The organism is Pseudoduganella dura, assembly GCF_009727155.1.
GTDB lineage: Bacteria > Pseudomonadota > Gammaproteobacteria > Burkholderiales > Burkholderiaceae_D > Rugamonas > Rugamonas dura.
Map to the genome: position 1 here is coordinate 4,297,387 of NZ_WNWM01000002.1, position 24,635 is coordinate 4,322,021.

At 68.9% G+C, this 24,635-nt stretch carries 18 protein-coding genes; 9 read left to right on the forward strand and 9 right to left on the reverse strand.

The genetic code is table 11. The features are described 5' to 3' along the window. Nucleotides 1-94: 94 nt before the first annotated feature. Nucleotides 95-232 (forward strand): hypothetical protein, encoded by a 138-nt coding sequence (locus GJV26_RS18845; RefSeq protein ID WP_155710216.1) that lies wholly within the window; start codon nucleotides 95-97, stop codon nucleotides 230-232. Here GJV26_RS18845 and GJV26_RS18850 read toward each other — a convergent pair. Further along, the gene (locus GJV26_RS18850) at nucleotides 226-1,356 is read right to left on the reverse strand and encodes a branched-chain amino acid ABC transporter substrate-binding protein (RefSeq protein ID WP_155710218.1); all 1,131 of its coding nucleotides are present in this window, start codon (nucleotides 1,354-1,356) and stop codon (nucleotides 226-228) included. The two genes, GJV26_RS18845 and GJV26_RS18850, sit on opposite strands and share 7 nt — an antisense overlap. 122 nt (nucleotides 1,357-1,478) lie before the next feature. Continuing rightward, entirely contained in the window at nucleotides 1,479-3,908 is a 2,430-nt protein-coding gene (locus GJV26_RS18855) for a hypothetical protein (RefSeq protein ID WP_155710220.1), read from the reverse strand. 218 nt (nucleotides 3,909-4,126) lie between these two features. Here GJV26_RS18855 and GJV26_RS18860 point away from each other — a divergent pair, with 218 nt between their 5' ends. The 6 genes from GJV26_RS18860 (at nucleotide 4,127) to GJV26_RS18885 (ending at nucleotide 12,269) form a co-directional block, all read left to right on the forward strand. Then, entirely contained in the window at nucleotides 4,127-4,645 is a 519-nt protein-coding gene (locus tag GJV26_RS18860; RefSeq protein WP_155710221.1) for a hypothetical protein, read from the forward strand. A 198-nt stretch (nucleotides 4,646-4,843) separates the two neighbouring features. Then, complete coding sequence (locus GJV26_RS18865; protein ID WP_155710223.1) at nucleotides 4,844-7,264, forward strand: catalase; 2,421 nt, start codon at nucleotides 4,844-4,846, stop codon at nucleotides 7,262-7,264. Between the two features lie 89 nt (nucleotides 7,265-7,353). Beyond that, nucleotides 7,354-9,108, forward strand: coding sequence for an MFS transporter (locus GJV26_RS18870; protein WP_229419354.1), 1,755 nt, complete (start codon nucleotides 7,354-7,356; stop codon nucleotides 9,106-9,108). Continuing rightward, nucleotides 9,105-10,277, forward strand: coding sequence for an HlyD family secretion protein (locus GJV26_RS18875; protein WP_155710225.1), 1,173 nt, complete (start codon nucleotides 9,105-9,107; stop codon nucleotides 10,275-10,277). The genes GJV26_RS18870 and GJV26_RS18875 overlap by 4 nt, the downstream gene beginning before the upstream one ends. Next, the gene (locus GJV26_RS18880; protein WP_155710227.1) at nucleotides 10,274-11,680 is read left to right on the forward strand and encodes an efflux transporter outer membrane subunit; all 1,407 of its coding nucleotides are present in this window, start codon (nucleotides 10,274-10,276) and stop codon (nucleotides 11,678-11,680) included. The genes GJV26_RS18875 and GJV26_RS18880 overlap by 4 nt, the downstream gene beginning before the upstream one ends. Nucleotides 11,681-11,702: 22 nt before the next feature. Then, nucleotides 11,703-12,269 (forward strand): GNAT family N-acetyltransferase, encoded by a 567-nt coding sequence (locus GJV26_RS18885; protein WP_155710229.1) that lies wholly within the window; start codon nucleotides 11,703-11,705, stop codon nucleotides 12,267-12,269. Between the two features lie 18 nt (nucleotides 12,270-12,287). Here the strand turns inward: GJV26_RS18885 and GJV26_RS18890 are convergent, their stop codons facing one another. Next, on the reverse strand, nucleotides 12,288-12,539 hold the full coding sequence (locus tag GJV26_RS18890; protein ID WP_155710231.1) for a hypothetical protein: 252 nt from the start codon (nucleotides 12,537-12,539) through the stop codon (nucleotides 12,288-12,290). A gap of 233 nt (nucleotides 12,540-12,772) precedes the next feature. On the opposite strand from GJV26_RS18890, the gene GJV26_RS18895 reads away from it, so the two are divergent. Beyond that, nucleotides 12,773-13,444, forward strand: a complete 672-nt coding sequence (locus GJV26_RS18895) for a response regulator (RefSeq protein ID WP_155710234.1) — start codon at nucleotides 12,773-12,775, stop codon at nucleotides 13,442-13,444. On the opposite strand, the gene GJV26_RS18900 is transcribed toward GJV26_RS18895, so the two are convergent. Further along, nucleotides 13,428-15,437 (reverse strand): hybrid sensor histidine kinase/response regulator, encoded by a 2,010-nt coding sequence (locus GJV26_RS18900; RefSeq protein ID WP_155710235.1) that lies wholly within the window; start codon nucleotides 15,435-15,437, stop codon nucleotides 13,428-13,430. The genes GJV26_RS18895 and GJV26_RS18900 overlap by 17 nt on opposite strands. A gap of 139 nt (nucleotides 15,438-15,576) precedes the next feature. Beyond that, nucleotides 15,577-17,154 (reverse strand): methyl-accepting chemotaxis protein, encoded by a 1,578-nt coding sequence (locus GJV26_RS30570; RefSeq protein ID WP_155710237.1) that lies wholly within the window; start codon nucleotides 17,152-17,154, stop codon nucleotides 15,577-15,579. Nucleotides 17,155-17,323: 169 nt separating this feature from the next. Here GJV26_RS30570 and GJV26_RS18910 point away from each other — a divergent pair, with 169 nt between their 5' ends. Beyond that, the gene (locus GJV26_RS18910; protein WP_155710239.1) at nucleotides 17,324-18,067 is read left to right on the forward strand and encodes a GAF domain-containing protein; all 744 of its coding nucleotides are present in this window, start codon (nucleotides 17,324-17,326) and stop codon (nucleotides 18,065-18,067) included. A 63-nt stretch (nucleotides 18,068-18,130) separates the two neighbouring features. On the opposite strand, the gene GJV26_RS18915 is transcribed toward GJV26_RS18910, so the two are convergent. Genes GJV26_RS18915 through GJV26_RS18930 form a run of 4 tightly spaced genes read right to left on the reverse strand, consistent with a single transcriptional unit; the run spans nucleotide 18,131 to nucleotide 24,612 of the window. Continuing rightward, nucleotides 18,131-21,295 carry an efflux RND transporter permease subunit gene (locus tag GJV26_RS18915; RefSeq protein WP_155710240.1) on the reverse strand — a complete coding sequence of 1,055 codons (3,165 nt, stop codon included), beginning with the start codon at nucleotides 21,293-21,295 and terminating at the stop codon, nucleotides 18,131-18,133. Between the two features lie 10 nt (nucleotides 21,296-21,305). Further along, a complete protein-coding gene (locus tag GJV26_RS18920) occupies nucleotides 21,306-22,511 on the reverse strand; it encodes an efflux RND transporter periplasmic adaptor subunit (protein ID WP_155712583.1) in 1,206 nt (401 codons plus the stop codon). 5 nt (nucleotides 22,512-22,516) lie between these two features. Then, entirely contained in the window at nucleotides 22,517-23,920 is a 1,404-nt protein-coding gene (locus tag GJV26_RS18925) for an efflux transporter outer membrane subunit (protein ID WP_155710242.1), read from the reverse strand. Between the two features lie 29 nt (nucleotides 23,921-23,949). Then, nucleotides 23,950-24,612 carry a CerR family C-terminal domain-containing protein gene (locus GJV26_RS18930; protein ID WP_155710244.1) on the reverse strand — a complete coding sequence of 221 codons (663 nt, stop codon included), beginning with the start codon at nucleotides 24,610-24,612 and terminating at the stop codon, nucleotides 23,950-23,952. Nucleotides 24,613-24,635: the final 23 nt, after the last annotated feature.

Sequence of the window (24,635 nt, forward strand, 5' to 3'; positions counted from 1 at the left end):
GGGAGTGGCGCGACGGGGCGCATGGGCTCCGCTTGTCCGATGACCTGGCGGGCAAGGGATGGGGGCCGCCACGAAGCTATGCATACGATAGCATGTGAAATTCCTGAAGGCAATTGATGCTGATGTAAAACAACATCAGCATTTTTTATCCCTGGAATCTGCCCCTGCCGCGCGCCCCATCACGATGTCAGCCAGCGCGCCGCAATCACGCGGCGCAATGATCGTTCAATAACTCGCCAGCGCGCTCGGCTGCCCGCCCTTGAACGTGAAGATGGTGACCGGCGAAGCCTTCATGTCGCCCTTCGCATCGAAGGCATAGGTGCCGGCCACGCCCTGGTACGAGCCGGCCGAAATCGCGGCGCCCACTTTCGCGGGGTCGACGGAGCCGGTCGCCTGCATCGCCTGCGCGAACAGGTTCACGGCATCGTAGTACGACGCCGCGTAGACGTCCGGCTCGGCGTTGAAGCGCTTCTTGAACCTGGTCTTGAAGCCCGGACCGCTGGCTGCCTTGTCGAGCAGGGCGCCGCCCTGCGAGCACAGCACGTTGTCGCCGACGGCATCGCCGCCCAGCTTGCCCATCTCTGCGGTGCAGATCGTGTCGCCGCCCAGCAGCCTGGCCTTGATGCCCAGTTGCCGGATCTGGCGCGCCATCGGGCCGCCCTGCGGCGCGTAACCGCCGAAGAAGATCGCTTCCACGTTCTTAGCGCGCAGCTTGGTCAGGATCGACGCGAAATCCACCGCCTTGTCGGTGGTGTATTCATGCCCGGCCACGGTCATGCCGGCGGCGCGCGCGCCTTTCTTGAATTCCTCGGCCAGGCCCTGGCCGAACGCGGTGCGGTCGTCGATCACGGCCACCGTCTTCAGTTTCAGTTCCTTCGCCGCGTACACCGCCATCCGGGAACCGAGCTGCGTGTCGCTGGCGTTCACGCGGAACAGGTTCCTGTAGCCCTGCTGCGTGAGTTTCGGATTCGACGCGACGCTCGCCACCACCACGCCAGCATTGGCATAGACGCGCGAGGCGGGGATGGCCACGCCGGAGTTGTAGGGCCCGACAACGTAGCGCACGCCACCATCGGCCAGCTTCTGCGCGACGTTGACGCCGGCCTTCGGGTCGCCCTGGTCGTCCTCGGACACCAGTTCGAACTTGACTTTCCTGCCGCCGATGGTGAGCGGCCTGGCGTTGAGCTCCTCGATCGCCAGCCGCGCGCCGTTTTCATTGTCCTTGCCGGAGAACGCCTGCGCGCCGGACAGTGGCCCGCTGTGCCCGATCCGGACCACCGTCTCCTGTACCTGCGCGGCCGCGCCGGCGGTAAGTGCTGCCAGCGCGACTGCGCCGGCCAAGTGCCTGGTCTTCATTCGGTCTCCGTCGTTATGGTCGAGCGTGAATTATCCACGTTCTCGCCATGGGAGCAAGGGAAGTCGGCACCCGGCCCGCATTCGAGGTTGCAGGCGGGGGAGGCCGAAGATGGCAACGCCGCTCAGACCGGCGGCACGTTGCCCGTGCGGACAACCGGACGCACCGCCGGGTTGATCTCGTTGCGCGGCGGCGGCGCGGCACCCGGGGCGCCGCCGCCGGCAATGCCACCGGCCAGGTGCTGCGCGGCGATCGAGGCGGCCACGGACGGATCGGCCGCGTTCGGCGCCCGCGGGGCATTGTTCGCGCCGGCAGCGGCAGCCGCCGCACCCGGGGCGGTGCCGGCGTCCGCGGCGGTCGTTCCCGGCGTTCCCGGTGCCGTGCCCGCCGGCGCGCCGGTTGCCGACGGCGTGCCGCCGGCGGTGGTACCGGCGTCCGTGTCGGCCGGCGTGCCCAGCGAAGCCTGGGCCGCCGCCGCCGTGTCGGCCGCCGCCTGGGCCGTGGCGGCCGACACGGCGCTGAACGCGGCGATCTGCGCATCGGCCGCGGCACCGGCCACGGCCTGTTCGTTGGCCGTGCCGGCCAGTGCGGTCGCATCGGCGGCGGTACCCGTGCCGGCAGCCGCCGCGGCCTGCTGGGTGCGCAGCGCCAGCCGCTGCCGGTCCAGGATCGATTGCGCGCGCTCGGCGCCCTGTTCCTGCAGCACCCGCAGCGCATCGCGCTGCCGTGCCGTTTCGGCCTCGGTCAGCTCGGTGGCCTGGCGGGCATCCTCGGCCTGCCGCGTCGCGGCCATCCGTACCTGGGCGAGCCGCTGTTCGAGCAGTGCATCGTCCTGCGTGCCCAGCGTTTGCCGGGCCGCTTCGCGGCGTGCCGCCAGCAGGCGGTCCTGCGCCAGCTGGTCGGTGAGGGTCAACGCTTCCCGCCGCGCGTCGTCGAGGCGGTCGGCCAGTTGCTGCGCGGCCAGGTCTTCTTCGCGCGTGGACGTGAGCTGGCGCGCCGCGGCGGCGCGCACTTCCTGCAGGCGCTGGTCCTGCGTGACGATGTCCTGCTGGGCGGCCAGCGCTTCGTTGGCTGCCTGCCGCGCCAGCGCGAGGCGGTTGGCGGCGGCGCGTTCCTGCTGCGTCAGCCCGGCCAGGTCGCGGTCGAGGCGGGCCGCTGCGTCGCCCTGCGCCTGCCGCTGTGCTTCGCGCTGTGCTTCGATTTCGCGGTCGGCCGCCAGTTGCTGCTGCAGCGCGGCCTGCCGGCGCCGCGCTTCGGCGTTCTCCGCCACCGCCGCGCGCTCGGCGGCAAAGCGTTCGGCGGCCAGTTGCCTGGCAAGCGCATCGGCATTGGCCTGGTCGGGCGATGTCGTGGCCGGCGGCGGCGTCTGCACGGGGTTCGCCTGCGCTTCGCCGGCGGCACCGCTCACGCGCGAAGGCGGCGGCTGCAGCGACTGTCGCACGGCCTGTTGCGCGGCGGCGGCCTGGGCCGCCGTAAACGTCTGCGGGTTGGCGCTGGCCTGCGGCGCACCATCGACGGGTGCCTGCCCAACGGATGCCTGCGTGACGGGGGGCTGTGTGATGGGAGCCTGCGTGACGGCGGCCTGCGCGACGGGTACCTGCGGGCTGGCGAACGTGCCCGGTTGCGGATTGATGCCGACCGGCACCTGGGGATTCGCGAACGATGGTGCCGGCGGACTGGCCGCCGGCGCGGGATTGGCACCCGGCTGCATGGCCTGCTGCGCATTTTGCTGCGCCGCCACGGCAGGGCCGAGCGCGCCGCTGGCGCTGTTATTGGCCTGCGCGGCCGTCAGCTCAGCGGCCTGGTTGTTCAGCATCGCCGCCGGCGTGCCGGAACCGGCGATCTGCGGGGCCTCGGGCTGGCGTGCGCCGGCTGCGGGACTGCCGCCGGCTTCTTCCGCATCGCCGGCCGGCGCATTCTGCTGGCTGGCATTCACCGTGGTGTCGCGCAGCGCGTTCCGGAAAGCCGCATCGCTGACCTCGCTCGGCGGCAGGTTGGCGGTGGCAGGGGGCTGCAGCGTATTGCCGTCCGGGCCGACGGCATCCTGCTGCCGGGCCAGCACGCTGGCCGCTTCGTCGAAGCCGCCGGCGGCGCGCGCCAGCGTGTCCAGCGTGCCCTGGCGGTCGGATTCGAATGCGGCCAGCAGGCGGCGGTTGTCCACCGCGAGCATTTCGCCATCGTCGCCCAGCAGCGATGGCGCGAAACCGATGCCGATCTGCGCCAGCGCGGCGCGCTCCGCATCGAAGCTCTGCGTCAGGCGGCCGGCCAGCGCGTTGGCGGGCAGCGGTTCGCCCGAGGGCGGTGTCAGCGTATCGATGGCGCGGCCGACGTTGAAGGCTTCGACCAGCTCGCTGGCCGCGGTGCCCAGCAGTTCCAGGTCCGCATCCGGGTTGCGCCCGCCGCCGGCGGCCGCCAGTTCGCCCAGCCGCTTCTGCGACAGCGCAAGCGTGCCCATGAACTGGCCCAGCGACGACACCTCCACGGCGGAACTCGGCGCTACGTCCTGCTGCGCCGGCGCGGCGGCCACGCCGCCCATGCCGAACAGGGCGGCCATGCCGGAGGATTCGGATACTGAAGAGATAGGAAACATCGCACACCTCCATGCCTGATGCGGGGAGCATGCCATAAAGCCGGCGACGGCGGCGTGCGGCAGGGGGCAGGTATTTTCCTGCGGCTGCCCGGTCATTAGTCTTTTGTTATGCACCGCACCGTCAGGCGGTGGCGAACGGCCTATTGTTGGTCCTGCAAACACCAACCAAGAGGATACCGATCATGGACAATGAAAAATCGACCATCAATGCGACCGGCACCGTGACGCCGATCGGCAACAACAACCGTAACGATGCGCACAACGCGATCGACAAGGCCGCCGACAAGGTGCAGCCGAGCGCGGACAAGGCTGCCGCCTCCGTCCACAGCGCCGTCGACAAGGTCCAGCCCGCCGCCGACAAGGCCGCGGCATCGGCCCACAGCGCCGTCGACAAGATCGCCGAAAAAGTGCCTGCCGTCGCCGACAAGGTGCACAGCACCGTCGAGAAGCTGGCCGAAAGCGTGCCGGCCGCTACCGACCGCCTGGTGAGCAAGGCCCACGACACGGTGGATAAAGTCACCGATGGCGCCGCCAACCTGTCCGAACGCCTGAACCAGAAGGCCGCCGACCTGAACGTGGCGTACGGCCGCCTGGCCGAAACGGGCCGCAGCTATGTGCGCAACAGCCCGGGCACGTCCGTGCTGGTGGCACTGGCCGCCGGCTACGCCGTCTCGAAGCTGCTGGGTTCGCGCCGCCATTGATTCGCCCTTGCTGGCCCGCCGTTCGCCCCACCCCTTGCGGACGGCCGCGCCCGGCCGTATGTCATTGCGACATGCGGCCGGGCGCTTTTGCGCGTGTCGTGGCCAGCGACATCGTTGATCTCTTTTAGCGTTGTCATCCGTTTTTTGCGTTTCTTTTCGCGTTTTTTTCGCGTTTTTTTCGATCACCCACGAGGACCCATGAGCACCCCAACCAGCAAGCAGTCCTCCGGCGTCGACGGCGCCGGCTCCATTCTCTCCACCGTATCCGGCCCCTCCAACTCGGCACCGCCGCAATCGCTCGGCAACAACAACCCGCAAGGCGATGTGCTGCTCGAGAAGCAGGCCGGCGGCATGGACCTGGCCGCGCAATGCCCCTACAACGCCAACAAGCCGGGCGAGTACGGCGACGCGGCGCGCACGCCGCAGCAGGGCCAGACCGCCACGCCGGCCAGCGACATCGCCACCGCCAGCACAGCCGTCGAGAACATCGCTTCGCCCAAGACGGGCAGCGGCCAGCCGCCGGTCGGCGTGAACAACACCATTGCGCCGCTGGACCGCGTGCGCGCCGATTCGAGCGGGCAGGTGCTGACCACCAACCAGGGCGTGCCGGTGGCGAACAACCAGGATTCGCTGAAGGCGGGGCTGCGCGGCCCCACGCTGATGGAAGACTTCATCCTGCGCGAAAAGATCACGCACTTCGACCATGAGCGCATCCCGGAACGCATCGTGCACGCGCGCGGCTCGGCGGCGCACGGCTACTTCGAGAGCTACAAGGCCCTGACGGACGTCACGCGCGCCGCGCCGTTCGCCGAAGCGGGCAAGAAAACGCCGGTGTTCGTGCGCTTCTCGACCGTGGCCGGCGAACGCGGCTCCACCGATACCGCGCGCGACGTGCGCGGCTTCGCCGTCAAGTTCTACACGGACGAAGGCAACTGGGACCTGGTCGGCAACAACATTCCCGTGTTCTTCATCCAGGATGCGATGAAGTTCCCCGACCTGGTGCATGCGCTGAAGCCGGAGCCGCACAACGCGATGCCGCAGGCCGCCAGCGCGCACGACACGTTCTGGGATTTCGTCTCGCTGATGCCCGAATCGATGCACATGCTGATGTGGGCAATGTCCGACCGCGCGATCCCGCGCAGCTACCGCACCATGCAGGGCTTCGGCGTGCACACCTTCCGCCTGGTGAACGCGGCCGGCGAGTCGGTGTTCGTCAAGTTCCACTGGACGCCGCTGCAGGGCACCCATTCGCTGGTGTGGGACGAGGCGGTGAAGATCAGCGGCGCCGATCCCGACTTCCACCGCCGCGACCTGTGGGAAGCGATCGAGGCCGGCGAATTCCCCGAGTGGGAACTGGGCCTGCAGATCTTCACGGAAGCGCAGGCCGACAGCTTCGAATTCGACGTGCTCGATGCCACCAAGCTGGTGCCGGAAGAACTGGTCCCCGTCACCCCGGTGGGCCGCCTGGTGCTGAACCGCAATCCGGACAACTTCTTTGCCGAAACCGAGCAGGTGGCGTTCTGTACCGCCCACGTGATTCCCGGCATCGACTTCACCAACGATCCGCTGCTGCACGGCCGCATCCACTCGTATGTGGACACGCAGCTGTCGCGCCTGGGCGGGCCGAACTTCCATGAGATCCCGATCAACGCGCCGGTCACGCAGGTGCACAACAACCAGCGCGACGGCATGCACCGGCAAACGGTCAACCGCGGCCGCGTGTCCTACGAGCCGAACTCGCTGGGCGGCGGCTGCCCGTTCCAGGGCGGCCGCATGGGTTTCACCAGCTTCCCCCAGCAGACCTTCGTGGAAGACAAGGTGCGCGGCAAGCCCGAACTGTTCGCCGACCACTATTCGCAGGCCCGCCTGTTCTGGCAGAGCCAGACGCCGGTCGAGCGCGCCCACATCATCGGCGCGTTCCGCTTCGAGCTGACGCGCGTGACGGTGCCGGCGATCCGCCAGCGCACGCTGTCGATGCTGGTCAACGTGGATGCGGAACTGGCCAATGCCGTCGCCTCCGGCCTCGGCATGCCGGTGCCCGACCCGCAGCCGATGGCCACCACGCGGCCGGTTCCCGCCTACCGCAGCTCGCCCGGCCTGTCGCTGCTGTCGCGGCCAGGGCAGGTGGGCATCCACGCGCGCCGGGTGGCGATCCTGGTCGCCGACGGTGTCGATGCCGATGGCGTGCGGGAAATCTACGCTTCGCTGCTGGCCGATGGCGCCGTGCCGCGCGTGGTCGCTTCGCGCCTGGGCCTGATCAACGGTGCCGGCGGTGCCACGCTCGATGCGGAAATCACGCTGGAAGCCGGGCCGTCCGTCATCTATGACGCCGTGGTGATCCCGGCCGGCGCGCAGTCCGCGCTGGCACTGGCGGCCGACGCCAACGCGCTGGAATTCGTGCGCCTGCAATACCGTCACTGCAAGCCGATCCTGGTGGTGGACGATGGCGTGCAACTGCTGGTCAAGGCCGGCATTCCCGCCACGCTGCGCGACGGCTCGGCGGACCCGGGCATCATCGGCACCCAGCCGGTCGATGCGGCGGCCGCGCTGGCCGCGTTCAAGGCGGTGCTGGCCGAGCACCGCGTGTGGGCGCGCGAGACCGATCCGCCTGCGGTCTAAGCAAGACCAGGCAACACCTGCCGCAAAACGGCAGTGACATCCACCATGGCAGGCATCAGCTCTGCCATAAGTGGTGACCGGCCCGGTGCATGCGACATCGTTCGCAGCCGGGCCGTATCATTGTCACCTCGACCTTTCTCACCGTTACCACCGCTATCACCCACAGCATGGACGTCTACGCGCCCCAGACCTGGAAACCCCACGAACGGCCAATGCTGCCGGGGTCGCCGTCGTCGCCGCTGCATTCGCCGCAGCGCCGCCTGGCCTACCTGCTGGTCGGCTTCATCGTGGCGCTCACGGGCGGGCTGGGCAATGCGCTCGTCACCGTCAACCTGGTCTACGCCCAGGGCACCCTGGGCGTGTACCAGGCCGAGATCCAGTGGCTGCCCACGGTGTACGTGATGGCCAATGTATCGATGAACCTGCTGCTGGTGAAATTCCGCCAGCAATTCGGCCTGCGGCTGTTCACCGAGCTGTTCCTCGTGCTGTATGCGCTGGCCACGCTGGCCCACCTGTTCGTGCACGGCCTCGGCTCGGCAATCGCGGTGCGGGCCGCCAGCGGCATCTGCGGCGCGGCGCTCACGACCCTGGGGCTGTACTACACGCTGCAGGGCTTTCCGGCCCAGCACCGGCTCAAGGGCGTGGTGCTGGGCATCGGCTTCTCGCAGCTGGCGCTGCCGATCGCGCGGATCTTTTCCACCGAACTGCTGGAGATCGCCGAATGGCGCGGCCTGTACTGGTTCGAGCTGGGCATGTGCCTGCTGTCGCTGGGTTGCGTGCTGCTGCTGAAACTGCCGCCGGGCGACCGGATCCGTGCGTTCGAGAAGCTCGATGCCGTCACTTTCGCCCTGTTCGCACCCGGCGTGGCGCTGCTGTGCGCCGTGCTGGGCCTGGGCCGCACCGTGTGGTGGTTCGAGGCGCCGTGGCTGGGCTGGTGCCTGGCCGGCTCGATCGTGCTGGTGACGGCGGCGATCACCATCGAGCACAACCGCGCCCGGCCGCTGCTGAACATCCGCTGGCTGACGACCTCGAACATGGTGCGCCTGGCGTTGTCGGTGCTGCTGATCCGCATCGTGCAATCGGAGGCCACCGGCACCGTCGGCTTCCTGCAGGCGCTGGGCCTGCAGAACGACCAGATGCGCGATCTGTGGCTGGTCACGCTGGCCGCCAGCATCGCCGGCATGGCGGCCAGCGCGCTGACGATCTCGCCCAGCCGCATCCAGGTCTCGCTGATGTTCGCGCTGGTGCTGATGGCGATCGGCGCCTACATGGATGCGCACGCCACTAACCTCACGCGGCCGGCGCAGATGTACATCAGCCAGGGGCTGCTGGCATTCGCCGGCATCTTCTTCATCGGCCCCGTGTTCGTGTCCGGCTTCGGCGCGATCATCGCGCAGCCGAACAACCTGATCAGCTTTTCGCTGATGTTCTCGATGACCCAGAACCTGGGCGGCCTGCTCGGTTCCGCGCTGGTGGGCACGGTGCAGGTGCTGCGCGAAAAATACCATTCCAGCCAGCTGGTCGAGCACCTCACGCTGATCGATCCGCTGGTGGCCAGCCGCGTGCAGGGCAGCGGGGCCGCGCTGGCCGGCACGCTGGCCGACCCGGCGCTGCGCAGCGCGCAGGGCGTGGCGTCGCTCGGCGCGGCGGCCACGCGCGAAGCCAACATCCTCGCCTACAACGATGTCTTCCTGCTGATCAGCATCGTCGCCGTGGCCACGCTGGCGTGGCTGCTGGCGCACTACCTCTGGCAGCTGTGCACCGCCTGCCGGCCGGCCGTGCCGGCGCAGAATGCCCAGACGGGCATGGCCAGAGTTTCCCTTGAAAATTCCGGATCGAAATGAGCGCAAACGACACCAATCCTCCATCCGCACCTGCACCCGCATCCGCACCCGCACCTGCGGCGCCCCCCGCGGCAGCTGCGCCGGCTGCCGCAGCGCCCGGCCAGCCCGACCGGCCGCACCAGTGGTTCGCCATCGCCGGCTTCGCGCTGATCGCGCTGGTCGGCGTGCTGGTCGTGCTGTACGCATGGCGGCTGCCGCCGTTCACCAGCCCGGTCGTGTCGACCGAGAACGCGCTGGTGCGCGGGCAGGTGACGGTGATCGGCACCCAGCTTTCCGGCTATGTCACGCAGGTGCACGTGCAGGACTTCCAGCTGGTGAAGCAGGGCGAGCTGCTGGTGGAAATCGACCGCCGCATCTACGAACAGCGCTACGAGCAGGCCGAGGCCCAGCTGGCGGCGCAACAGGCCGCGCTGGAAAACTGGGGCCAGTCGCGCCGCAGCGCCGCCGCCACCATCGCGCTGCAGGAAGCGGCGCTGGCCAACGCGCGGGCCCAGGCCACCCGTGCCAGCGCCGATCTCGGGCGCGTCGAGGAACTGGTGCAGGATGGCTCGCTGTCGCAGCGCGAGCGCGATGCGCAGCGGGCCGCCCATGCGCAGGCCCGGGCCGCCGTGGCGCAGGCCCAGGCCAATGTCGAGATCTCGCGGCAGCAGTCGCAATCCGTGACGGTCAACCGCGCCGCGCTGGAAGCGGCGGTGGCCAACGCCGCGGCGGCGCTGAAGGCGGCGAAAGTAGACCTGGACAACACGCGCATCGTCGCGCCATCGGATGGCCAGCTGGGCCAGGTGGGCGTGCGGCGCGGCGCGTTCGTCAATTCCGGCGCCCAGCTGATGGGGCTGGTGCCCCGGCAGATGTGGGTCATCGCCAATTTGAAGGAAACCCAGATGAGCGGGGTGGGCGTGGGGCAGAGCGCCACGTTCAAGGTCGATGCGCTCGATGGCGCCGTGCTGACCGGGCAGGTCGAGCGCATCTCGCCGGCCACCGGCTCCGAGTTTTCCGTGCTGCCGGCCGATAACGCCACCGGCAACTACGTGAAGATCGCCCAGCGCATCCCGGTGCGGATCAGCATCGATGCCGGCCAGCGGCTTGCCGACCGGCTGCGGCCCGGCATGTCGGTTGTCGTCAGCATCGACACGTCGTCCGAGCGCATCGACGCGGAGGCGCGGCGATGAGGCGTGGTTCGCTTGCGCTGGTTGCGATGCCGCTCGCGGCGGTGTTGCTGGCCGGCTGTGCCGCCAGGGTGGCCGATCCGCCGGCGTCGATGCTGCAGGTACCGTCGCAATGGCGCGCGCCGTTGCCGGCGGGCGCTTCCGCGCTGCCAGTCGATGCGCAATGGTGGCAGGGCTTCGACGACCCGGCGCTGACCGCGCTGGTCACCGAAGCGCTGGCGAACAACGGCGACCTGCGCGTGGCACGCGAGCGGATCGAGGATTACCGCGCCCGCGTGCGCGCCGCCGCCGCTTCGCAGCAGCCCACGCTGTCGTTCGACACGTCGCCCACGCGCACGCGCACGCTGTCCGCCGCGACCGGCAAGCCGTACGTGGCGAACGTGTTCCAGGCGGAATTCCAGGCCGCGTACGAGATCGACGTATGGGGCCGCCTGGCCAACGCCACCGAGGCCGCCGCCGCCACGCTGCGCGGCGAGCAGGCCAGCCTAGATGCGGTGGCGCTGTCGGTCGCGGCGAACGTGGCCAGCGGCTACCTGAACCTGCGCGGCCTCGATGCGCAGCTGGAACTGGCGCAGGCCACGCTGCAGGTGCGCGAGCGTTCGCGCGACCTGGCGCGGCGCCAGTTCGAAGTGGGCTACAGCTCGCGCCTCGAATGGCTGCAGGCACAGGCCGAATACGATACGGCGGCCGAGCAGGTGCCGCAGCTGCGGCGGCAGATCTTCGAGCAGGAAAACGCGCTGGCGCTGCTGGCGGGCGGCCCGCCCGGCGCAATCGCACGCGGCAAGCCGCTGGCGGACCTGGCGCCGCCGCCGGTGCCTGCCGGCCTGCCGTCGGACCTGCTGCGCCGCCGCCCGGACATCGTGCGCGCCGAGCAGGCCATCGCCGCCGCCAGTGCGCAGCTGGCGGCCACGCGCGACCAGTTGTTGCCCACCTTCCGGCTCACGGCGGGTGGCGGCATCCAGTCCGCCGAGCTTTCCGACCTGCTGCATGCGCCCACCCGGCTGTGGCGGTTGTCCGGTGCGCTCGTGGCACCGCTGTTCGACGGCGGCCGCGTGCAGGCCGCCACCGATTCCGCGGCGGCGCAGCGCAACGGGGCATTGATCGCCTACGAGAACACGGTGCGGCAAGCCTTCGCGGAAACGGAAAACGGCCTCGATGCGATCACGCGGCTGCGCGAGCAGGTGGTGCAGAACGATGCCCGCCGCGCCACCGCTGCCGAAACGCTGCGCATCGCGCACAACCGCTACGCCAACGGCTACGCGGCCTACCTGGAAGAACTCGACGCGCAGCGCAGCCTGTATGCGGCCGACGTGGCGCGGCTGCAGTTGCGCGCGCGCCTGCTGGCCGCTTCGGTGGACTTGTACCGGGCGATGGGGGGCGGGTGGACGGCGCCGGCCGGCCGTTGAGCACATCGGGTAATATTGCCGGATGACCTATCATTTCACGCTCACGACCCCGCGCCTGACGTTGCGCCCGCCGCGCCCCGGCGATGAGGACGACCTGATGGCGATCCACGACGATCCCGAAGTGATGCGCTACTTCAGCGAGCCGGCGTGGACCGATCCCGAACGGCCCGCCCGGCAGATCGCCGAGGATGCGGCTGCCTTCGCGGCGCGCGAGTACTTCCGCTTCGCCATCGTGCTCAATGAAACCGGCCGGCAGATCGGCAATTGCGGGCTGTTCCGCCTGCACTGGCAGAACCGGCGCGGCGAAGTGGGGTACGCGCTCAACCGCGCGCACTGGGGCAAGGGCTACATGAACGAGGCGCTGCGGGCGCTGCTGGAATTCGCGTTCGTGGAACTGGACATGCACCGGCTCGAGGCCGATATCGATCCGCGCAACGCCGCTTCCACGGGCGCGCTGGAACGCCTGGGCTTCCAGCGCGAAGGCCTGCTGCGCGAACGGTGGATCGTCGGCGGCGAGATTTTCGACTCGGTGCTGTACGGGTTGCTGCGGCGGGAGTGGGAAAGCGGTCAGGCGGCTGCGGCCACCTGACCCGCCCGGCCGCCGCCTTCAGGGCCGGCGGATATCGTCCGAGGTGTACTCCAGTTCATACTCGTCGAACAGCGTCACGAGGCACGCCAGGTAGCCGTACGGGGTGGCCATCGTTTCGTCGCAATGCACGCGGATTTTCTGCTTCATGATTTCCGTCAGTACCGCCACGGCGAGCTGCGCCTGGGACTGGGCATAAGCCTGGGTGGGTTGGCCGAAGGCGATGACCAGCGTGGCGGCGGTCAGGGCGGCGATGCGTTGGATGGTTTTCATGGTATTTCTCCTGGTTGGTCCGCCTGGGGCGCCGGCGGGAGCGCTTGATCGACCTGGCAAATGCCGCATCGATGGAGCCATTCTGGACCCCGCCAGGGGCTTCGGATACCCGTTGAAAGCAGGTTCGCAGCCGCCGCGAAGCAGCCATGCGCCCGGAGCCCTCACTTCGTGGGGTGTCCGGTGCCGCCGGATTGCTCTACGATGGGCCATCGATCCACATCACGGGCGCACACATGGAAACCCCACACTTCAGGAAGACCCTGCTGGTCGAGGACCAGGGGTTGACCCGGCAGGCGATGAAGACGCTGCTGATCCAGTGCGACCCGCTGCTGGAAGTGGACGAGGCGGGCGACTTCGCCGGTTGCACCGCGGCGCTGGCGGCCCGGCAGTACGACCTGCTCTTCCTCGACTACCAGCTCGGCACTGGCGGGTGCGGGCTGGACGTGCTGCACTGGATTGCGGAGCGCGACATGCCGATTCATGTGGTGATGCTGTCCGGCCAGGACGATCGGGAAACGGTCATGGAGTGCATCAAGGCCGGCGCCAGCGGCTTCATCTCGAAGCGCAGCGACGAAGGGGATGCGGTATTCCGCTCGGCCCTCGACACCATCCTGCGCGGCCAGATCTACCTGCCGCACACGGCGATGGGCAAGGGGGGATTCAGTCCGCAGGCCAGGCTGCCGATGGCAACGCTGGAAGGCCTGGCGCTGTCGCCGCGCCTGGCCGAGGCGCTGGGCTATCTCTGCCAGGGCCTGTCGAACAAGGGCATCGCCCGCAAGATGGGCCTGACGGAAAACACGGTCAAGGAATACAGCGGCGACTTGCTGGAAAAGTTCGGCGTGCGGCGCCGGACCGAGCTGATCGTCGAGATGGCAAGGCGCGGTATCGTCATTCCACGCAGTTGACGTGCCGGCGCTCCCCTGCCAGCCGCGCAATGGCGGCGCGCAGCTGTTCGGGTTGAAGTGGCTTCGGCAATACTTCGGCCGCAACCCCGGCCAGCGCCGCCCTGGCGGTTTCCGGTTCGCCGCTGACCGCCAGCACGGGTGTCCGGCGGGCGCCGCTGCGGCAATGGGGCAGCAACATGTCCAGCACTTCCACCGCCGTGACACCGTTTGCGAACTGGTAATCGGTCACGATCAGATCGGGCATGCGTTCGAGGTCCGCCGCCAGGTCCGCCACCTGCGCCATGCCCGCAGCCGCGTCGACCAGCACGCCCCACTGGTTCAGCAGCGCTTCCATGGCCATCCTGACCAGCGGATCGTCTTCGATCACGATCACATACAAACCATGCAAGTCCGCAGCCGGCGGCGACTCGCCGGCTGCGGGGAAGGGGTCCTTGCGGCCATCCACGCAACCCGAGGGCACGTCGAGCGAAAACCGCGTGCCGCGTCCCATCCCGGACTTGAATTCGAGCCGGTGCTCGGGCAGCAGCGCGATCATCGCATTCACGATCGACAGCCCCAGCCCCAGGCCCTTGTCGCGGTCGCGCTCGGGATTGTTCAGCTGGACAAACGGCTCGAACACGCGCTGCCATTGCTGCGCCGGGATGCCGATGCCGTTGTCGACCACGTCGAGCCGTACGCGCATCGGCAGCTTGACGGCGCCGATCAGCACGATGGCGCCGCGCGGGCTGCCGTGGCGCGCGTACTTGATGCCGTTGCTGGCCAGGTTGCGCACGATGCGGCTCAGCATCTGCCGGTCGCTGTAGACGAAAATGCCGCCGGCACATGGCAGCCGCAGCCGCAGCGTAACGCCCCGGCTCTGCGCGAAGGACGCCAGGTCGGCGGCGATTTCGCGGATCAGCTCGCACACATCGAAGTGGCGGGGCTCGGGCGCCACAAAGCCCGACTCCAGCCGCGACAGGTCGAGCACCGCGTTGAAGGTGGTCGCCATGGCCCGCACCGAGCGGGTCGACAGCCGCGCCAGCCGGCGCGCTTCGTCCGTCTCGCCGTTCTCCAGCGCGCGCTGCATCGCCTCCAGCGCCAGCCCGAGGCCGAAGATCGGCTGGCGCAGGTCGTGCGACGCCGAAGCGAGGAAGCGGGCATTTTCCTGGCTTGCCCGCAACGCCTGCGTGCGCTGCTCGTCTTTGAGCCTGATCAGCGCCTGCGCCTTGATATGGTTTTCCTCCTTTTCCTGGGCCAGTTGCGCGTTCTTGCGGTGCGACTCCTCGTTGGCCTGTTCCAGCTCGCATTTCTGCAGGAAGTGACGTCGCGCATGGCGCTCGAACTTGATGCAGATGCCTACGCCGATCACGGCAAGGTGTACCAGGAACATCATCGCGTAGCCGAACTCGCTGGATGGCAGCAAGCCATGACGGGGGCCCGGCAGCAATATCGCATGGGTGCCGAGGATGGCCGCGAAGATCGCGATGGTGGTGTAGAGCACGGGCCTGGCCCGCATGTGGAGGAAACCGTACAGATAGATCATCACCACGTACAGCGACATGAAGTAGTCCTGGAACGCGATGGCGGCCGGCACGATCACGACCATCGCCAGTTCACAGGCAGCGGTCATGCAGATGGCCGCCACCATCAGCGCATGGGCCTGGCGGTCGTCGCAGAAGGAGGGCTGCAAGGATCGCACGAGCGTATAGCCGGTCACTGCCAGGATCACGGCACGGCACAGCAATACCTGCAGCAGGGGGAAAGCGGGATCGCCCACGTAGTGCGCATAGTCCCATACGACAAAGGCCGACAGCAGCAGGAACGCCAGTACGCTGGCGGCGCGGCGGTACGGGGCATACCGGTGGCCATAGTCGAGCAGGAAACGCTCTTCCAGCGCGGCTGGATGGAACGGCGCGGGCGGCGTGAACGTTTCGCGGATATTGCGCAGTGCACCAGCGCAGCGCAGGCGCAGGCGCCGTGTCCGTACGCCGGCACGACGGTGTACCGCGGGCATTGGTTGCTTCGACGAAAACAGCTTCACGATTCCTCCGCGCGCTGGTGCATCGCCAGCTACGATAGCACGCTGCAAGGCGCCGGCGGTGGCGCCGGCGCCACATCGCGCAATGCGAAGGCGCCCCAGCCGGAGAACGGTATCAGCGGCGCCGCAGTGGCTGTCCCTGTACGGCGTCTAGCTGAAACGTATCGACCACGCCCGCCAGCTGATCGGCCTGCTCGCGCAATGCCTGCGCCGCGGCGGAGGCCTGTTCGACCAGCGCGGCGTTCTGCACCGTCATGTCGTCCAGCTGGCCGATGGCCTTGCCGACCGATTCGATATCGGCGCTTTGCGTGTTCGTCACGGTCGAGATGTCCTGCATGATCGCGGACACGCGGGCAATGCCGTCGACCACGTTCTTCATCGTGGTGCCCGCCGCGTCGACCAGCGCGGTGCCGGTATCGACCTTGGCGACGGAATCCTCGATCAGCACCTTCACTTCCTTCGCGGCGGCCGCCGAGCGGTGCGCCAGGTTGCGCACTTCGCTGGCCACGACGGCGAAGCCGCGCCCCTGTTCGCCGGCGCGGGCGGCTTCCACCGCCGCGTTCAGCGCCAGGATGTTGGTCTGGAACGCAATGCCGTCGATGACGGCGATGATGTCGACGATCTTCCGCGACGATTCGCTGATCAGGTTCATCGTGTCCACGATGCTGTCCACCGCCACGCCACCCTGCCGCGAGACGTCCGACGCCTGGTGCGACAGCGCGCTGGCTTCTTTTGCGTAGCCGGCGTTGACGCGCACCGAGTCGACCAGCTTGTGCATCGACGTGGTCACGCGCGCCAGCGCTTGCGCCTGTGCCTCGGTGCGCTCCGACAGGTCGGCATTGCCGGATGCGATGTCGGCGGAAGCGGAGGTGATCGCCATCGTGCCGCCGCGTACGTCCGTCACGATGCCGGCCAGGCTGTCGCGCATCGTGCCCATCGCATGCAGCAGGCTTTTCTCATGCGCGCGGCCGGTATCCACCCGGCGGTGCAGTTCGCCCCGTGCGATGGCGCGCGCCACGCTGGTTGCATAGCCCGGTTCGCCGCCCAGCTGGCGCAGCAGGCCGCGCACGATGGCCGCGCCGATCGTCACGCACAGCAGGGCACTGGCGATGGCCAGCGCGCCGATCCACCAGCGCGCATTCGCCGCCTGCTCGCCGGCCGCCGCGGTGGCCAGCTCGTTGCGCTGCTCCAGGTCCTGCAGCAGCACCTCGATATCGGCCACGATCCGGCGGCGCAGCGGGCTGCATTCCTCGACCAGGAAGGTGCCGTACTGTTCCATCTCGCCCGCCTCGCGGTACTTGCGCGGGCGCTCCAGCTCCACCGCCATCTGCCGCATCCCGTCGCGTACCTTGGCGAACTGCGCCTGGTCGCGCAGCAGCGGTTCCAGCTTGTCCAGGTCGGCCAGGTACAGGGCTTTCTGCCGGTCCACGATGTCCAGTTCGCGCAGCGCGGCCGTGCCGTCGCCGAAGATGAATGCGTTGCGTGCGGCGATGCCGGTCTGCGCCAGGGCCTCGCGCGCATCCAGCAACGGATCGAGCTGGGTGCGGCGCAGGGTATTGGCATTGTCCAGCGCGGCGTCGATCTGGTTCACGCGCGAGATCGAAAAGAAGGCGAGGGTGACGGTAAAGAGCAGGACCAGGACGAAGGCCGAGTAGAGCTTGGTGGCAATGCTGGCGTGACGGTAGGCGTTCATGGGGAGACCGGGTGGATGCTGGTTATTTGACGGATTTGAGCAGCATGATGCCGTAAAAGTTTCCGTAACTCAACTTAAATTGTCATATTTGATGAATTGTTGCGGAAATGCCGTCAAATTCGTCAAATAGCGTTGCCCAGCGTATACTCTCGGCAATGAAAGGTTTTGTATGAATACTTTGGAAGACCCTATCCTGACCACCACGGCCGCCGCGCGCCTGCTCGGCGTGGCGACCAGCACCGTCCAGATGTGGATGGAAAGCGGCGCCATCGCTTCGTGGAAAACGCCGGGAGGGCATCGCCGCACCCGCATTTCCGCGATCCGGGAACTGATGGAAAGCGCCCCCGGCCAGCCATCGGCCACGGTGGGGCAGGCGGTCGAGGCGGCGCTGTCGCCGGTATCGCCTGCCGAGTTCAAGCCCCATCCCGCCCCCGGATATCCGGCGGGGAGGGATGAAGCCGCGCGCCTGGTGGCGCTGGCTTCGTCCGGCCTGATCGACACGCCGCCCGAAGCCCGGTTCGACCGCATCGCGCGCCTTGCCGCGCAGGTGACCGGGTCGCCGATCGCGCTGGTGTCGCTGCTGACCTCCACCCGCCAGTGGTTCAAGGCCCGCGTGGGCCTGGGCGCGCAGGAAACGCCGCGCGAGTGGGCGTTCTGCTCGCACGCGATCCTCGCGGAAGCAGCGTTCGTGGTGGAGGATGCGACTACCGACCCGCGCTTTCGCGACAACCCGCTGGTGCAGGGCGAACCGCGGATCCGTTTCTATGCCGGAGTGCCGGTGCGCGATCGCGCGGGACAGCCGCTCGGCACGCTGTGCGTGATCGACCGCGAACCGCGCAAGCTGCGTGCGGCCGAACTGCAGGCGCTGGTCGACCTGGCGGACATCGCTTCGGAAGAAGCGGGGAAGCGGTAAGTCGCGGAGGGAGCGGTGCCGGCTGCCCGGAAAGGGGCCGGCACCGTGGATTGCCGAAGACGGTCAGTGGCTGCCGGACTTGCCCGGCTCCACGACCCGTGGCAGGTTGGCCGCTTCGCCATGCGGCGCCGCGCCGTGCGCATGATCCTTGTGCCGCAGCTTGCGCGCCACCTTTGCGATCAGGTGTTCGAGGTCGTCTACGTACGTGAACACGGCCGGCACCACCAACAGACTCAGCAGCGTCGACGTGATCAGCCCGCCGATCACGGTGATCGCCATCGGCGCGCGGAAGCTGGGGTCGGCGCCCAGGCCCAGCGCCAGCGGCATCATGCCTGCGCCCATCGCAATGGTCGTCATCAGGATCGGGCGGCTACGCTTGTGGCAGGCGTCGACCAAGGCGTCGAAGCGCGTCATGCCGGCCTGGCGCGCCAGGATCGCGTAGTCGACCAGCAGGATCGAGTTCTTCGTCACGATCCCCATCAGCATGATCAGGCCGATCATCGACGGCATCGACAATGCATTGCCGGTAACGAGCAGCAGCACGATCGCGCCGCCGATCGACAGGGGCAGGGCGGCCAGGATCGTCACCGGCTGCATGAAGTCCTTGAACAGCAGCACCAGCACGCCGTAGATGCACAGCACGCCGATCGCCATCGCGATGCCGAAGCTGGCGAACAGCGACGCCATCTCCTGCGCGTCGCCCAGTTCGGCGATGCGCACGTTCGGCGGCAGGTTGGCCAGCGACGGCAGCTTGCGCGATTCGGTATTCAGTTCGCCCAGCGAGCGGCTGCCCAATTCGACGTCGAGCGTCACGTTGCGGCTGCGGTTCAGACGGTCGATCTGGGCCGGGCCGCTTTCCATCGTGATGGTGGCCACGCTGGCCAGCATCACGGGGCCGTTCCGGCCCGGTACCGTCAGGCGGCCGATCGCATCCAGGTCGGCGCGCACGGCGTCCGGCAGCTTCACGCGGATCGGCACCTGGCGCTCGGGCAGGTTCATCTTCGTCAGGTCGAAGTCGTAGTCGCCGGCCGTGGCCACGCGCACCGTTTCGCCGATCGACGTGGCCGTCACGCCCAGGTCGGCCGCGCGCGCGAAGTCGGGCCGCACGATGATCTCGGGCCGTACCAGCGACGCCGACGACGTCACGTTGCCGATGCCGGACAGCGTGCGCAAATCGCGCTCGGCCCGGCGCGCGGTGGCGATCAGTGCGTCCGGGTCTTCCGACTGCAGCACGAGCTGCATCTTGACGCCGGTATCCGGCGGGCCCACGGTGAAGCGCGCGCCGGCAATGCCGGCCAGCTGGCGGCGCAGCAGCGAGTCGATCTGCGCCATCGTTTCATCGCGGTCGGTGCGGTGCACGGTGGTGATCGTGAGCACCGCACGGCGCGCCTCGGCCGCGGCGCCGGGCGCGAACGCATCGCCGGACGAGCCGCCGCCGATCGAGCTGAACACGCCCGTCACGCCCGGCACGCGCATCGCCGCCAGGCGCGCCTGCTCGGCCACGGCGCGGGTCTGCGCCAGCGTGGAGCCGGGCGGCAGTTCGGCGTTGACCTGCGTCTGCGCGCGGTCGGCCGGCGGCACGAAGCCGGTCGGCAGCAGGCCCACCAGCATGATCGAGCAGACGAAGAACACGGCCGAGGCGATCATGGTGACCAGCCGGTGGTGCAGGCACCACTTCATCGTGCGCATGTAGCGCGACATGACCGGGCCGTCCTGCTCCGGCTTGCCGTCCGGTTTGGGCTTGTGGGGTTTCAGCAGGTAGGCGGCCATCATCGGCGTGAGCAGCCGCGCCACGACGAGCGAGGCCAGCACAGCCAGCACGGCGGTCCAGCCGAACTGCTTGAAGAACTTGCCGGGAATGCCGCCCATGAACGCGGTCGGCAGGAACACGGCCACCAGTGCGAACGTGGTGGCGATCACCGCCATGCCGATCTCGTCGGCCGCTTCCAGCGCGGCCTGCATCGGCGTCTTGCCCATTTGAAGGTGGCGCTCGATGTTCTCGATTTCCACGATCGCATCGTCCACCAGCACGCCCACGACCAGCGCCAGCGACAGCAGCGTGACCGTGTTCAGCGTGTAGCCGAACCAGTAGATGCCGAGAAACGCGGGCAGCACCGACAGGGGCAGCGCGGCGGCCGCCACCAGCGTGGCGCGCCAGTCGCGCAGGAACCAGTACACCACGATCACGGCCAGGATCGCGCCTTCGTACAGCAGCTCCATCGAGCCTTCGAAGTTTTCGTCCACCGGCGCGGCATTGTCGATCACCTGCTTCAGCTCCAGGTTCGGGTGCGCCTTGCGCATTTGCTCGACTGCTTCCTGCACGCCTTCGGCCACCGCCGTTTCGCTGGCGCCCTTGGTGCGGAACACCTCGAAGGCCACGACCGGCTTGCCGTCCTGCGTGGCGATCGCGCGCGGTTCGGCGATCGTGTCGGTCACCTTCGCCACCTGGTCCAGGCGGATGTGGCGGCCGTCGCCCAGCGGGATATCCATCGCCGCCAGCGCCTGGGCCGACTGCACGGTGCCGATCGTGCGCACCGACTGCTCGGCGCCCGACACGTCGCCGCGCCCGCCCGGCGCTTCCTTCTGCACCAGCCGCAGCTGGCGCGACACGTCCAGCGCCGAGACGCGCAGCGCGGCCATCTGGGCGTCGTCCAGCTCGACGCGGATCTCGCGGTTCACGCCGCCCACGCGGCTGACGGAGCCCACGCCGGGCACGGTCAGCAGCCGTTTCGAGACGGTGTTGTCGACGAACCATGACAGATCGGCCGGATCGACCTGCGTGGTGCCGGGTTTGCTCGCCAGGACGTACGTCGTGATGACCCGGCCGGCGGTGGACACCTTGCTGACCACGGGTTCGCGCAGTTCGGCCGGCATGTCGGCGCGCACCTGCGAGACCGCGTCGCGCACTTCGTTGACGCCGTCCGACAGGTTCTTTTCCAGGATGAATTCGACGGTGACCGTGGCCACGCCGTCGAGTACCTTGGTATAGATGTTCTTAACGCCTTGCAGCGTGGCGACCGAATCCTCGATCTTGCGGGCGACCTCGGTTTCCAGCTGGGCCGGCGCGGCGCCGGGCAGCGAGGCGCTGACGGTCACGATCGGCAGCTCGATATCCGGAAAGTCCTGCACCGGGTTGGCCTTGTAGGCCATCAGGCCCGCCAGCGTGAGCAGCACGAACAGCATGATCGCCGGAATGGGATTCCTGATCGACAGGGCGGAGAAATTCATCGCATTTCCCTTAATGTGGCAACTGGGCCGAGGCGCGCTGCGCAGGCGTCGGCGCCGTTGCCGTTGCCGTTGCCGGTGCAGTCGACGGTACTGCGTTGGCAACCCTGACAAGATCGCCGTCGTTCAGGAAGCCGGCGCCGCTCAGCACCACCGGCATCTGCGCCGTCACGCCGGACAGGATCTCCACCCGGTCGCCCAGGCGCCGGCCGGTCTGCACCTTCAGCTGGCTCACGCGCGAATCGGCGTTCAGGCGGAACACGTAGGGAAAGCCGTCGCGCACCACCACGGCCGGCTGCGGCAGGGTCAGCGCGCTCGATGTGCCCAGCTCGAAGTGGCCGCTGGCGAACATGCCGGCCTTGAACGGCGCATTGCTGCGCGTATCCGGCGGCAGGTCCACATAGACCAGCGCCGAGCGGGTCTGCGGGTCCACGGTGGGAGCGATCATGCGCACCTTGCCCGCCAGCTCGCTGCCGTTGGCCGCCTTGACGGTGGCCGTGGAGCCCACGCGGATGCTTTTCAGTTCCGCCGCCGTCACTTCGGCGCGCCATTCGAGGCGGCCCTGGCGGATCATCCGGAACAATTCCGTGCCGGCGCCTACCACCGATCCCACCGTGGCGGTGCGCGCCGAGATCACGCCGCTGTCGGGTGCCACCACCTGTGTGTACTTCAGCCGCAACTGCTGCGATGCCAGCGCGGCGCGCGCCGAGGCGATGCGCGCGTTGGCGGTCTGCTCGGCGGTCAGGTACTGGGAAACCTGCTGCTCCGACAAGGCGCCGGAGGCCTGCACGGCGCGCGCCCGTTTCGCGTTGGCCTGCGCCTCGGCGGCATTGGCCTGCGCCTCGGCCAGCGCGGCACGTGCCTGCGCGACGTCGGCGTTCACGGTATCGGCCGAGAACACGGCCAGCACCTGGCCCTTCTTCACCACGTCGCCGACATTGACGCGCACTTCGGTGAGCCGCAGGCCGGTCGATTCGCTGCCGAGCGAAGCTTCCTGCCAGGCGGCCACGTTGCCGTTGGCGGTCAGCTTCAGCGGCAGCGTGGCCGATTGCGGGCGGGTGGTCGATACCGTCAGCGCGGGCGTGGGCGCCGTTTTCTTTTCGTCGGCCGCATTGGAGGCGGGGCTGTACAGCATGACGCCGGCGGCGGCCAGGGCGAATGCGGCCAGCAGGGCCAGCGCGAGCGGCTTCGTTTGCATTGTCGTCTTCAGCTTGTTCATCGTGTTCATGGGTTGCCAGCAGTGGAGTTGAGTCGGTCGCGGGTCCAGCCGCCGCCGGCGGCACGGTACAGGGCGATCCAGGCGGCGCTGCGTTCGCGCTGCACGGCGATCATCGCGTTCTCGGCGGCCAGGCGGGTGCGGCGCGAATCTTCCAGCTGCAGCAGGCTGCCCATGCCGTTCCTGTACAGGTCCTCGGCGGCCGTGAAGGAGGCGCGGTAGCCTTCCAGCGCCGCCTGCGCCTGCACGGCGCGCAGGTCGGTGCCCTGCAGGTTGACGAGCGCCTGCTCGACCTCGCTGACGGCCTGGCGCACGCTGCCCCGGTAGCTCGTCGCGGCGGCCTCGTAGCGTTCCTGCGCCGCATCGACGGATGCGCGGCGGCGGCCGGCGTCGAAGACCGGCAGCGTCACCTGCACCGGGCCGATGGTCCAGGTATTGGCCGTTACGCTGTCGCCGGCGGCGCGGATCTGGCCGCGGCCGATGGCGCCGGCAAGGCTCAGCCGCGGATAGCGCTGGGCACGGGCGCCGGCCACTTCGAAGCTGGCCGCGGCCAGTTCGCGCTCGGCGTTGAACACGTCCGGCCGCTGGGCCAGCGTCTGCGCCGGCAGCGTATCGATGCCGATGCCCCGGGCCGGCGACAGTTCCGCCGGGCCGGCCGCCAGCCGGCCGCGCAGGTCCGGTTCCGGAATGGCGGTCAGGGCGACCAGCGTCTTCACGTCCACCTCGCACTGCGCGCGCTGGGCGATTTCGCGGTTGGCGCCGTCGGCCGCGCTGGCACGCGCCAGCGCCAGGCTGGCGGGCGCCTCGAAGCCCGCCCGGGAGGTCAGTTCCGTCAGGCGCGCGGTGTCGGCGCGCGAGGCGGCATCCTGCCGCGCCACGTCGAGCAGCCGTTCGCAGGCGCGCAACTGGTAGTACGTGTTCGCGGTATCGGCCGCCACGGAAACGCGGGCATCGTGCCAGCCCGCCTGCGCGCCTTCGTAGCGGGCCTGCGCCGCATCGCGCGCGGCGCGGTTGGCGCCGAAGATGTCGATTTCCCACGACGCCTGCAGGTAGCCCTGCGACGTGGTATTGGTCGGCATCGCGGCGCTCTGCTGGCTGGAGCGGGTGGAGGTCAGCGCCGCATCCACGGCCGGGGCCAGCACGGCGCCGGCGGCCACGCGCTGCTCGCGCGCCTGGGCCAGGCGGGTGCGGGCCGAAGCCACGGTGGGACTGACGGCCTGCGCCGCTTCCACCAGGTCGGCCAGCAGCGGGTCGCCCTGGCTGCGCCACCAGCCGGACAGCCCCGCTACCGTGCCGCCGTGCGGCAGCGGCGCGTGCCATTGCACGGGCGGCTGCGCATCGACCGCGGCCGGCGGCCCGGACAGCGCGCAGCCGCCGAGCGCCAGCGCTGCCGCCAGGGCGAGTGGTTTCATGATCGCCTTCCTGCTGACTGCTGCGGGCTTCATCCTTCTCCTTTCCTTCTTTTTTCCTGTTCGGCGGCGACGATCGCCTCTGCATACCCGACCAGCCTCGGTATCCATTCCTGCAGCGCGTTCGGCGCCGCCATCAGCTGCGGCGTGACGGCGGCCACGATATCCATCGACACCATCAGGTGCGCGCCCAGCGCGCCCACCGCGTGGACCAGGCGGCGCACCTCGTCGTCGACCGGTACCTGCAGGTGGCGCGCCAGCACGGCGGCCAGCGCCTCGAATTCGGGACGGATGCCGTTGTCGATCTCGTTCTGCCAGGTACCGGTGGGCTCCAGCACTTCGCGCAGCCACATGCGCAGCCGCAGCTGGGCCGTGTCGCCCTCCATCATCGGCGCCAGCAGCTGGGCGTAATAGCCTTGCAATACCTGGCGCAGCGTGAAGCCGGGCTGGTCGAACTGGGCGATGTTCCTTTCCGGCGGCGGCATGAAGTCCGTCAGCGCGGCGCGGTACAGGCCGGCCTTGTCGCCGAAGTAGTAGGCGATGGCCGCCACGTTGGCGCCCGCGGCCAGCGCGATCTCGCGGGTGGACGTGGCATTGAAGCCTTGCGCGGCGAACAGCCGCATCGCCGCCTGCAGCAGGCGCTCGCGCGACTGTTCGCCGTCCGACCGGATCTTGCGGGTGTGTTTTTCTGACATCTGCAGATTAAATCACAGATTTC